Source organism: Albidovulum sediminis, assembly GCF_025380365.1.
Taxonomy (GTDB): Bacteria; Pseudomonadota; Alphaproteobacteria; order Rhodobacterales; family Rhodobacteraceae; genus Albidovulum; species Albidovulum sediminis.
In genome coordinates this window covers 1-10,303 of record NZ_JAOCQF010000012.1, presented here as the reverse complement: position 1 = coordinate 10,303, position 10,303 = coordinate 1, and the positions used below count along the sequence as shown (strand labels likewise).

Here is a 10,303-nt window from a genome sequence, read left to right as displayed (position 1 = left end):
CGATGTATGGGCGAGCCGGCCCGAACTTGCTCAGGGCCCGAATGCTCCCTCTGCACCACACAAATTGAGGATGACCCGATTTAAAGGCAACGCGACATCTGCGTTGAGAATCGTGTTCAAAGGTTCCACCGAAGTCTCCAAAAGTTCCATCGAAGTCTCCAAATTATGAAGGTAATCCTTCAGAAAATTCGGTTTGTCAAATCGTTTCTGAATAGATTTATTCAATCATCCAATGCGTAGCGCGAGACGTGGTAAGTGTTAGTAACTGTATTTCTCAGGCGGTCTGATTGGTCCATTTCGGATGAGATTTGCAAAGTGCTCTTCCCCGGAAAAATCGAGCATCCGGCGGTCCAAGGTTGGGGAGCAGCGCAAATAGAACCGGACTCCAGTTGCCGCTGGATGAAAGTTCAGGGGCAGGTCACCGATCCCAATCGAGATGGTGCGGATCAAGTACCTCAACAATTTGGTTGAGCAGGACCATCGCTTCATCAAGCGCAGGGTAAGACCCATGTTGGGCTTCAAGAGCTTCACGTCAGCCGCTTCGATCACAGCAGGGATCGAGATCGTGAACATGATCCGCAAAGGTCAGTTCAGGCCCGAGCTGCGGCCGTTTCAGCAGTTCTGCCAGTTGGCTGCCTGAAGCCGAGGAAGTCAGTGGTGCCTTTTGCCACGCCGGACGGTTTGCGACAGAACCGGCGCCTACAGCATCAGAGCCCTCGCGCAATGATTAGCGCTCAACCTACCTGCGGCGGCAGTCACGTTTTTTGCAAATGCACCTGAGTCAGCCGTACGTTTTCCTCGGCCGCCTGGGCGGCCGCCTCGCCGTCGCCACGTGCGATGGCCTCCGCTATCGCTCGGTGCAGCGGTAGGCCCTCACGGAAGGCACCTGGGGCCGACGTGGTTACCGCGATCTGCTGGCGCATAATATGGCCGATCATGTTGCCGACATTGATCAGCATCCGGTTCCGCGAGGCACGGAAAATCGCCATGTGGAACTGGAAGTCGACCTTCTGGGCCCGCTCGTCCGAGGCACCATCCATGATTCGCTCACTCTCGTCCTGCAGCCGACCGCAGAGTGAACTAATTTCGCGGCGCTCCTCCTCAGTGGCGTTCAGCGCTGCGGCATGAGCAGCGGCGGGTTCGACGGTCATCCGGAACTCCAAGAACTCCCGCAGGTAGTCGGTCCGCGATCTGTGCTCCCAAAGCCAGTCTAGGACATCAGTGTCCATCAAGTTCCAGTTGATTTCAGGCTGGACGCGCATGCCGACCTTGGGCTGGGCCGAGACCAGCCCCTTGTCGCCGAGCACGCGCAGCACCTCCCGCAGAACGCCACGGCTTGCGCCAAGCTGCTCGCAGAGCTTCGCCTCGCGCGGAATCACCCCTTCCACGCCGAAGTGTCCCGAAACAATCTGCCGCCCCAGCTTGTCGAGCGTATAGGCAAAGACCGAGGGCCTACGAGTTGAATCTGCCATTGCAGTTCTCCGAATGCCTTGCAGCGATCATAGACAGGAAATCAAAGATTGACAAATCATCTAATGATAAGATTATTGGCTTGAACCTATCATAGATAATGTCTTGGGCCCGTATGCTTGCCGTTCCCCAGCCCGTCCTCCCACCCCTTCCGCCGCTCGGGACGCAGCGACGCCTGTCCGTCGGCGTGATCGGCGCAGGCGTGGTTGGGTTGTCGTCGGCGCTGTGGCTGCAGCGGGCAGGACATCGAGTGACGCTGGTCGATCCGGCGGCGCCGACCTCAAACAGGGGCTACGCCCAAGCGGCTAGCTTCGGCAACGCCTGCACCATGGCGTTCGGAGCCTGCATTCCGGTTGCAACGCCAGGAGTGCTGCGCGCAGTTCCGCGAATGTTGCTGGACCGACAAGGACCGCTCACAATCTCTTGGCGCGACCTGCCCGGCCTCGTGCCCTGGCTCGCAAGCTTTCTGCGCTCGGCCCACCCCGAGGCAGTTAGTCGCATCGGTGGGATTTTGGGGGAACTGCTGCGGCTTGCCGAGGCGGGCCATGCGCCGCTGTTCGCCGCCGCAGGCGCCGACGACTTGCGGCGGATGACGGGCTGCCTCTACCTCTATCGCTCCGCCGCCAGCTTTAACGCAGCGCAAGCCGAAATCATGCTGCGCCACCGCGAGGGCGTGCAGATGCGCATCCTCGAGCGAGAGGAAATCCAAGCGCGTGAGCCGAACCTCGCCCCACTCTACCACAAGGGCCTGCTCTTCGAGGACGCGTACTCCATTGACGATCCATTGACCTATGCACGGCGGCTGCTTGCACGCTTTCTAACGGATGGTGGAACGCTGGTCGCCGCGGGCGTCCGGGGCATCGAGCGCGACACTGAAGGCTTAACTCTACGCTGCGGCGATCACAATCTGCGGGTCGAGCGAGCGGTGCTGGCAGCCGGCGCCTGGTCCGGGCGGATTGCCCGCAGCTTTGGCGACCGGGTCCGTCTCGACACAGAGCGCGGCTATCACGTGCTGTTCCCTGCAGACGGCCAACTGCTGACAGCGCCGACCTGCTATCCCGAGCACGGCTTCTACATGACACCACTCGCGGAGGGACTGCGCGCGGCGGGAACAGTAGAGCTTGGAGGACTCGGCAAGCCGCTGCGTCCAGCTCGGACCGCGGCTATTGAACGCGTGGCCCGGAAGCTTCTGCCTGGCCTCGGCAATACTGGGCGTACCTGGCTCGGGTTCCGCCCCTCAATGCCCGATTCACTGCCCGTCATTGGCCCGTCGCCCGTCGATCCACGCATCATCTATGCCTTTGGCCACGGTCACATTGGCCTGACCCTCGCGGGAATCACCGGGCGGTTAGCGGCGGACATTATTGACGAGCGGCGGCCGCTCGTAGACTTGCGCCCCTTGCGCCCAGACCGGTTCTGAGGGCCTATGATGTACCACACGACGCTCAACCATCAGCACTGCGTCTTTGGGGACCTGAGGGCTCTGCTCGCCAAAGTGAGTCTGCCACACGCTGGTCACTGGCTGGCAGAGCTTTGCGCTAACTCGGTCGAGAAATGGACCGTTACGAGTTGCTGTTTCTTCGACATTCCGTCGAAAATCTTCCTTAAGAGGACACTCGCGCCTGGTAAGGTCGGCAATGGTAGGCGGCTGATCCCAGGGGGCCGCGATGCCATCGCCTTCGCACCGCTTGCTTATCTGACGGTCGGCGAGTTTCGCGGGGTATATTCCATCTCCGCACCCTGGATCGCCTGCAGTGACGCTGAAGGCAACTGCGTGTCCAATATACGGATCCGTCCGCCTGGACTTTGTCGAGGCCGACGTCCGGCTCGCCTAGCTGATCTCGGCGACCGGCCCGCACCGGGTCTAACGTCGCGCTTTGGACGAAAGCCCGGGGGGCGGCCGTCCCGCCGTCACTGCAGATCTATTCACCATCACCCAACCCAGGAGTAGACCGATGAAACATTGCAGATTAACGATCATGGCTATCGCCGCGCTGGCGGGTGGGATCGCCCCCGCCGCCGCGCAAGAAAAGCCCGCGAGCATTATCGTCAATACCTCGGGTGGGGAAAACGGCCCAATGCTGCGCGAGGCCTATTTCAACGACTTCGAAGCTGCAACTGGAGTGAAGATCCTTGATTCCAGTCCTGCCGATTTAGGTCGTCTGCGCGCGATGGTCGAGAGCGGCAACGTTGAGTACACCGTGACGGAGGTGGAATCTGAGGACGCTGGCCGCGCGATCGAACTCGGCCTGCTAGAGCCAATCGACGACACCATCGTCGACCGCTCGAAGTTCCCGCCAGAAACGCTGAACCCGTATCTCTATCCAATCTCGAGCTATTCGACGATCATCGGCTATTCGACGGAGGCCTTTCCTGAGGGGGGCCCGACCAACTGGGCGGAGTTCTGGGACGTCGAAAGGTTTCCTGGCTTGCGGGCGATGCGCAACCACCCAATTGACAATCTTGAAGCCGCTCTTCTCGCCGACGGCGTTGCTCCGGCAGATCTCTACCCGCTTGATCTCGATCGTGCCTTCGCGAAGCTTGATGAGATCTATCCGCATGTTGCCACCTGGTGGACGACTGGCGCGCAGCAAGCGCAGCTCCTGATCGACGGCGAGGTCGTGGCAACTACCGGCTGGAATTCACGGCTCTTCGCCGCCGTTCGCAATGGCGCACCGATCAAAATGGAATATGGCGGCGGCATTCTGAAGGCTGCGGCCTACGCCATTCCCAAGGGCGCGCCGAACGCTGAATACGGACAGCAGCTCTTCGCGATCATGGCTAAGCCTGAAAATCAAGCGAAATATGCCCTTGCCTTCGGTCTTTCCGGCCCTGATCCGGACCACGTTAATTTTGTGCCGGAAGAAATCCGCGAGATGCTGCCGCTGCACCCGAATAACGCATCGCGACAGGTATGGATGGATCAGGAATGGTGGCTGGAGAACGGCGAGGCAGTTAACGAGCGCTGGACTGCCTGGATGCTCGGCCACAACTAACGCCGCTGGAAGAAGTACAGGGCGGACGGAAGCGTCCGCTCTAACAGGGGGCGAGAATGACCAACGAAAACCAAGCTGTTCTGGATGTCCAGAAAATCCGTAAAACCTATGGCCGGGTGGAGGCGCTCAGAGAGATCGACTTGCGTGTTGCCGCCGGTGAGTTCCTAACCTTACTCGGAGCCAGCGGCTCGGGAAAGACAACACTCCTCCGCATCATCGCAGGTTTCGAAACGCCGGATTCTGGCCGGGTCAGCATTCGCGGCGCGGACATGACTTGGGCATCGGCGGCGGAACGGCAGATCGGCATGGTCTTCCAGAACTATGCATTGTTCCCGCACCTGACCGTGTTGGAAAACGTCATGTTCCCGCTCGAGATGCGTCGGATCACGCGCCGCGCTGCCGCCGACCGCGCACGTGCCGCGCTCGATTCGGTACATCTCGGCGTCTTCGGCGACCGCTATCCCAGACAGCTGTCGGGTGGCCAACAGCAGCGCGTGGCGTTGGCTCGCGCCATAGTCTTCGAGCCGTCATTACTGCTGCTCGACGAACCGTTCAGCGCGCTTGACCGCCGGCTGCGTGAGAGCATGCAGCAGGAGGTCAAGCAGTTGCAGAGCTCGCTGGGGCTGACGACGATTTTCATCACCCATGACCAGGAGGAGGCGCTAGTGATGAGCGACCGCATCGCAGTAATAGGTGGCGGCGCAATCCGGCAGATCGGTACGCCCGCCGAGATCTACTACCACCCGAACTCAATCTCCGTGGCGACCTTTGTCGGAGAGTCGAATATTTTTGAGGGCGCTCCGAAAGGCCGCAGTTTTTATGCGGCCTCGGGCGCGCATTTCTCGCTAGCCGCGCCCACAGACTGCAACCGGATGCTGATCCGCCCCGAAGCCATCACGCTCAGCCGGGCCTCCGTTCCCGCCGATCCGCGAGAGGCTAACGTCTTTGCGGCGCAGGTGCTTGATCGCAGCTTTGTCGGCGGCTTCACTGTCTATCGGGTGCGGCTTGCCCAGGGCGATGAGGTTAGCGTGCGAGCCATCGCACGTGAAGACGCGATCTTCCAGCCGGGTGAAACCCTGCAGCTGACCGTGGCGCCGGCGGATTGCCGTCCACTCACGGATCGGTCCGCAGCATGACCGGCGCGCTCGTCCACCTGCGTGGTCCCCGTGCCACGGGGATGCTGTTGACCGCTCCGGCCGCGATGCTGCTTCTGGTTCTGTTCTTCTACCCGCTAGCTACCCTGTTTCTGACTACGCTGCATCCTGACAACATCGAGAACTATGCGCGGGTCGTCAGCAGTGGGACTTACATGCAGGTATTCCTGAACACACTGCGCCTCGCCGTGATCGTCACTGTGATCGACCTCGTGATTGCCTATCCGCTCGCCTTCTACATGTGCCGGCTGACAGGCGGCAGCCGAATGGTCGCTTTCTTCCTACTCTTGATCCCGCTCTGGACCAGTCAGCTGGTACGCACTTACGCTTGGATGGTGCTGCTCGGCCGCAATGGGCCGATCAACAGTGCGCTGATGGCACTAGGGCTGACCGACACGCCGCTACGCTTGTCGAACAGCGAGTTTGCAGTCGTCATAGGCATGGTACACATCCTGCTGCCCTACATGGTGCTGCCGATCTACAGCTCTGCCTCGAAGATCGACCGCAGCCTGCTCGAGGCGTCTCGAGGGCTAGGTGCCGGCGCGTTCTCGACGCTGACCCGGGTTCTGATCCCATTAACGATTCACGGCGTGCTAGCAGGGGTTAGCTTGGTGCTTGTACTGTCTCTCGGTGTCTTCATTATGCCGGCGCTACTCGGCGGCGGTCGGGTGCCGGTAATCCCCCTTCTGATCGAACAGCAGGCCGGCTCCTTCCTCAATTGGGCGATGGCCGGCACCTTCTGCGTCATCTTGCTCGCGATGGTTTTGGTGATCTTCTGGCTGATCAAGCTCTCTACAAGACTTCTGGTTCGGGGGCGCGTCCATGCTTGAGCGTCGCAGCCGTACGCGCTTCCTCCGCCGAATTGGAAATGTCGCGCACCATATCTTTTCCTGGGTGACCTTCCTGTTCCTCTTAACTCCCTTGCTGATCGTCATTCCGATTTCTTTCAGCGGTGGTTCCTATCTGAGCTTTCCACCCGAGAGCTATTCGACCCGTTGGTACGAGACATATTTCGCGCAGGACAGCTGGATCGACGCAACGATCCTTAGCTTGCAGGTCGGAGTGGTCGCGACTGTTATCTCGGTCGCGGTTGGCTTCCTCTTCGCGCTTGGCATCACCCGTGGCCTGCGTAAGTGGGGGCCGGCTCTGGAGAAGGTCGCCCTTGCGCCAATGATCGTACCCTCGATCGTCTACTCAGTGTCCATGTACTCGCTGTTTTCGAGGCTCGGCCTAGTCGGCAACTGGTTCGGCATTGCCCTCGCCCATGCAATCTTGTGCCTGCCATTTGTAGTAATCGTCCTCACGGCGAGCCTGCGGGAATACGACATAGACCAGGAGACTGCCGCCATGGGTCTAGGGGCGAGCCGCCTAACTGCGATCCGGCGCATCACCATTCCGCAGATCCGTCCGAGCCTACTCTCCGCTGCCTTCCTCGCCTTCATCACTTCCTTCGATGAGCTGGTGGTGGCGATGTTCCTGTCGGGGACCTTTGGCACCCTACCGAAGAAGATGTTCGACAATATTCGCCTCCAAATCGACCCCACCATCGCAGCGGTGTCAGTGATGGAGATTTTGATGGTCATCCTGGTGATGGCCGTCCTGATGCGGCTCAACCGGGCCAATGTGGGCCGGCTGAGTTGAGTCCGGTCAGACCGAACCGCCTACAAGGAGAAGAAACGTGCGCAGCGAACTTAACGATCTTAACGGCCGGTCCTTCGACGTGGCGATTATCGGCGGCGGCATCAACGGCTGCGCTGCGGCCCAGCATCTCGCCGCAGCGGGGTACCAGGTGCTTTTGGTCGAACGCAACGACTTTGCCAGTGGCGCAACCAGCCGGTCGGGACGGATCCTACATTGCGGCCTGCGCTTCCTCGCGCCAAAGAAGAACGTTTGGGAATTCCTGCGTGCGCCAGGCCAACTTTGGATGAAGCTGCGCACCGCCCGTGAGATGGCCGAGGCGCAGGGCGAGCTCTACGAGACAATTCGCCCCTATCTGCGGCCGATGGACATCGCGTTGCCGATCTATGCCCATCAGGGCTACTCTGGCTGGCACGTTGACATTGGCGCTGCGCTGGTGCGACTGATGAACCGCGGCCGGAGCCCGATCAACTATCGCCGTTGGAAGGGTGTGGCTTCGCCGCATCCATTCGTGCCTCATCTGGCCAATGCGGAAAAGATTCGCTCCGTAGTAGCTTTCAATGACCAGCAGTTCATCTGGCCCGAGCGCATTGCCCTGGACGCCTGTTTCCACGCGGAGGATCTTGGGGCAGTCGTGCGCAACTACACCTCCGTGATCGCGTTGGAGAAGCGCGGCAAGACCGGTTGGCAGCTTGAACTCGAAGACGCGACAGGGCGGGCTCGTGTCGAGGCAGCCTATGTGCTGAACCTCGCCGGCATTGAGATCGACGCCACGAACCGGATGGTGCCTGGCCTGCATAACCTACCGCCTCGGGTTCGGGCAATGAAGGGGGTCCATATCCTTGTAAAGCTGCCGGATACCTATCGTGGCCATGGGATCGCCGGGGAGAACTCACTTGGGGAGCACATCTTCTGCCTACCCTGGGGCGACTACCACTATATCGGCCCGACCGAGACGATCTATGATGGCGACCCGGACAAGGTAACGCCCGATGACGATGACATCGCCTTTCTCAAGCGCGAGGCGCAGGCGTTATTGCCTAACCTGCCGATTGCTGACGTCAAGGTCGAACTGGCGTGGGCCGGCGCCCGGCCGATTACCTTTGATCCGGAGCGCCCCCAAGGCAAGCGCCTGCCTTTCAGCATCTTCCACGACATGGGCGAAGACGGCGCGCGCAACCTGCTCGCAGTGACCTGGGGCATCATTGTCAACCACCGCGCGACGGCGCGGCGGATTGTTAAGAACATCAATGGCGTCCTACGCCCCTCCGGCACCGCCCGCGCGATCAACTATGCTCCGCGTCCGGCCCCGGCGCTCCGACCGGATTCGGACGAAGTAGAGCTGCGCGCGGCGGTTGTGCATTTCATCACCGCCGAACAGGCGCGCTCCGCCACCGACATCCTTTGTCGCCGTACCATGTTGTTCTGGGATAACCTAGTAACCACAGCCCTGCTCACCCGCGTTGTCACCGCCATGGGCGAAGTGCTTGACTGGTCAGAAAGCCGGTGCACGGCCGAGATGGAGGCGTTCTGCCGGTATGTTGAAGAACAGCATCGTGTGACGCTTGATGAAAAATCCAATTATTCGGCTTCCGCCTGAGACGCGTCCAGTCTCTCACTCACTGAGATCGCCTGTGCGGCTGGCGCGATTGCATGGATCTGCACCAGTTCTGTTCCGGTCAGGTGCTCATGTTAGGCGGACCTCTGTTCGAGGCCACGGGTGATTTCCAGCCCAAAGCCGAGTGTTGGCGACAGCACCTAAATCCCTTCCCAATGAAAAGGAAACCCTATGATCCAGCGCCATTTCCCGACCCGGATCAACCACCGCATCGTCGAGGCAGGCGGCATCCTGCATTTCGGCGGGCTGATTGCCGACGACTTGGCCCAGGACATGAAGGGCCAGACCGCCCAGATCTGCGCCAAGATCGACAAGCTGCTGGCCGAGGTCGGCTCAAGCAAGGAAAAACTGGTGACGGCGATGCTCTACATCACCGATTTCGACCAGAAGGAAGGTATGAACGAGGCTTGGCTGGAATGGCTTCCCGCCGAGCATCTGCCGACCCGCGCGACCATCGGCGTGGCTGAACTGGGCAAGGACGTGCTGATCGAGATCGTCGTCTCGGCCGTACGCTGAGGGGCCGATTCCGTATGGGGCAGAATGATACCCTCTCATGAGCATTTTTGGTTTTCCGGGCATGTTGAAGCTACCCCGCTGGCGCGGGATGGTCATCTGGTCTAAGGGTTGCTGCCTATGCCGTTTCATGATTTCGAGAACGGTGTTTTGCTGATGCCAAGGTCTCGGGCGATCCATCGGTATGATCGTCCCTCGGCGACGGCCTGGATGACTTTTGCCGCGAGTTTATCAGATTTTGGCCGTTTCCTTGGCTGTCGGCCAAGTTTTTCCTGCGTGCCGGTGCGGCTGCGTGTCCGGATTTTACCCGGTTGTGGATCAGCGCGCTCAGCTTTTCGAGGTCGCGCAAAACGCTCTAGCTGGCAGGCGGTTTTCGCGCGCGGCGGAACGCTATTTAGAGTAACACGCGCGGCTTGCGAAACAGCTGGCTCTTTTCTAGCAATCCTTCGAGATCCCTCATGCGATCACGTGTCGTCTTCCATATCGAGTTTTGCAGCGCCTCGATCAGAGCCTCGACGACGAACAGCGTCACGACGGAGGAATCCCACGCCGACGGAACTTCAGTCTCGACGCGGAAGACGACGGTGGCGGTCTTTGCCACCGGCGATTTCCAGCGGTCGGTGAACAGGATCGTATGCATGCCGCGTTCCGCCGCGATGCGGTTCAGCGTCTCGATCTCGTGTTCGTAGCGGCGGATGTCGAAGATCACCAATACGTCGCCAGCCTTCATGTTTAGGGCGTAGTGCGGCCAGGTGCTTGGCGTCGGCGCGATTAGCGTGACGTTTGGCCGGATCACTTGGCAGTGGGTAAAAAGATATTCGGCGAGCGACTTCGTGAGTAACCGGCCGATTGTTACCGCCTGCCTTGGGTCGGGCTGATGGCCTAAGAGACGTGCATAGCGACGTCGTTAATGA

At 60.2% G+C, this 10,303-nt stretch carries 9 protein-coding genes and 2 pseudogenes; 9 read left to right on the top strand and 2 right to left on the bottom strand.

Annotated features, from left to right (window positions below):
• Positions 1-439 precede the first annotated feature (439 nt).
• Positions 440-640 (top strand): annotated as a pseudogene (locus tag N5I32_RS21130) (DDE-type integrase/transposase/recombinase); the annotation flags it as partial.
• A 115-nt stretch (positions 641-755) separates the two neighbouring features.
• Here the strand turns inward: N5I32_RS21130 and N5I32_RS21125 are convergent.
• Positions 756-1,472 carry a FadR/GntR family transcriptional regulator gene (locus tag N5I32_RS21125; RefSeq protein ID WP_024845488.1) on the bottom strand — a complete coding sequence of 239 codons (717 nt, stop codon included), beginning with the start codon at positions 1,470-1,472 and terminating at the stop codon, positions 756-758.
• 98 nt (positions 1,473-1,570) lie between these two features.
• On the opposite strand from N5I32_RS21125, the gene N5I32_RS21120 reads away from it, so the two are divergent.
• The 8 genes from N5I32_RS21120 to N5I32_RS21090 all read left to right on the top strand — a co-directional run bounded on the left by N5I32_RS21120 (position 1,571) and on the right by N5I32_RS21090 (position 9,392).
• On the top strand, positions 1,571-2,890 hold the full coding sequence (locus N5I32_RS21120) for an NAD(P)/FAD-dependent oxidoreductase (protein WP_369414381.1): 1,320 nt from the start codon (positions 1,571-1,573) through the stop codon (positions 2,888-2,890).
• A 6-nt stretch (positions 2,891-2,896) separates the two neighbouring features.
• Positions 2,897-3,421, top strand: a complete 525-nt coding sequence (gene eutB / locus N5I32_RS21440; protein ID WP_369414380.1) for an ethanolamine ammonia-lyase subunit EutB — start codon at positions 2,897-2,899, stop codon at positions 3,419-3,421.
• A 4-nt stretch (positions 3,422-3,425) separates the two neighbouring features.
• A complete protein-coding gene (locus N5I32_RS21115; protein ID WP_261497887.1) occupies positions 3,426-4,466 on the top strand; it encodes an ABC transporter substrate-binding protein in 1,041 nt (346 codons plus the stop codon).
• A gap of 56 nt (positions 4,467-4,522) precedes the next feature.
• Positions 4,523-5,602, top strand: a complete 1,080-nt coding sequence (locus N5I32_RS21110; protein WP_261497886.1) for an ABC transporter ATP-binding protein — start codon at positions 4,523-4,525, stop codon at positions 5,600-5,602.
• The gene (locus N5I32_RS21105; protein WP_261497885.1) at positions 5,599-6,450 is read left to right on the top strand and encodes an ABC transporter permease; all 852 of its coding nucleotides are present in this window, start codon (positions 5,599-5,601) and stop codon (positions 6,448-6,450) included. Before N5I32_RS21110 ends, N5I32_RS21105 begins: the two co-directional genes overlap by 4 nt.
• On the top strand, positions 6,443-7,261 hold the full coding sequence (locus tag N5I32_RS21100) for an ABC transporter permease (RefSeq protein WP_179922367.1): 819 nt from the start codon (positions 6,443-6,445) through the stop codon (positions 7,259-7,261). The genes N5I32_RS21105 and N5I32_RS21100 overlap by 8 nt, the downstream gene beginning before the upstream one ends.
• Before the next feature lie 37 nt (positions 7,262-7,298).
• Positions 7,299-8,858 carry an FAD-dependent oxidoreductase gene (locus tag N5I32_RS21400; protein ID WP_261497884.1) on the top strand — a complete coding sequence of 520 codons (1,560 nt, stop codon included), beginning with the start codon at positions 7,299-7,301 and terminating at the stop codon, positions 8,856-8,858.
• Between the two features lie 189 nt (positions 8,859-9,047).
• Positions 9,048-9,392 carry a RidA family protein gene (locus tag N5I32_RS21090; protein WP_024845481.1) on the top strand — a complete coding sequence of 115 codons (345 nt, stop codon included), beginning with the start codon at positions 9,048-9,050 and terminating at the stop codon, positions 9,390-9,392.
• Between the two features lie 391 nt (positions 9,393-9,783).
• Here N5I32_RS21090 and N5I32_RS21085 read toward each other — a convergent pair.
• Positions 9,784-10,242, bottom strand: a pseudogene (locus tag N5I32_RS21085) (MurR/RpiR family transcriptional regulator); the annotation flags it as partial.
• Positions 10,243-10,303 lie beyond the last annotated feature (61 nt).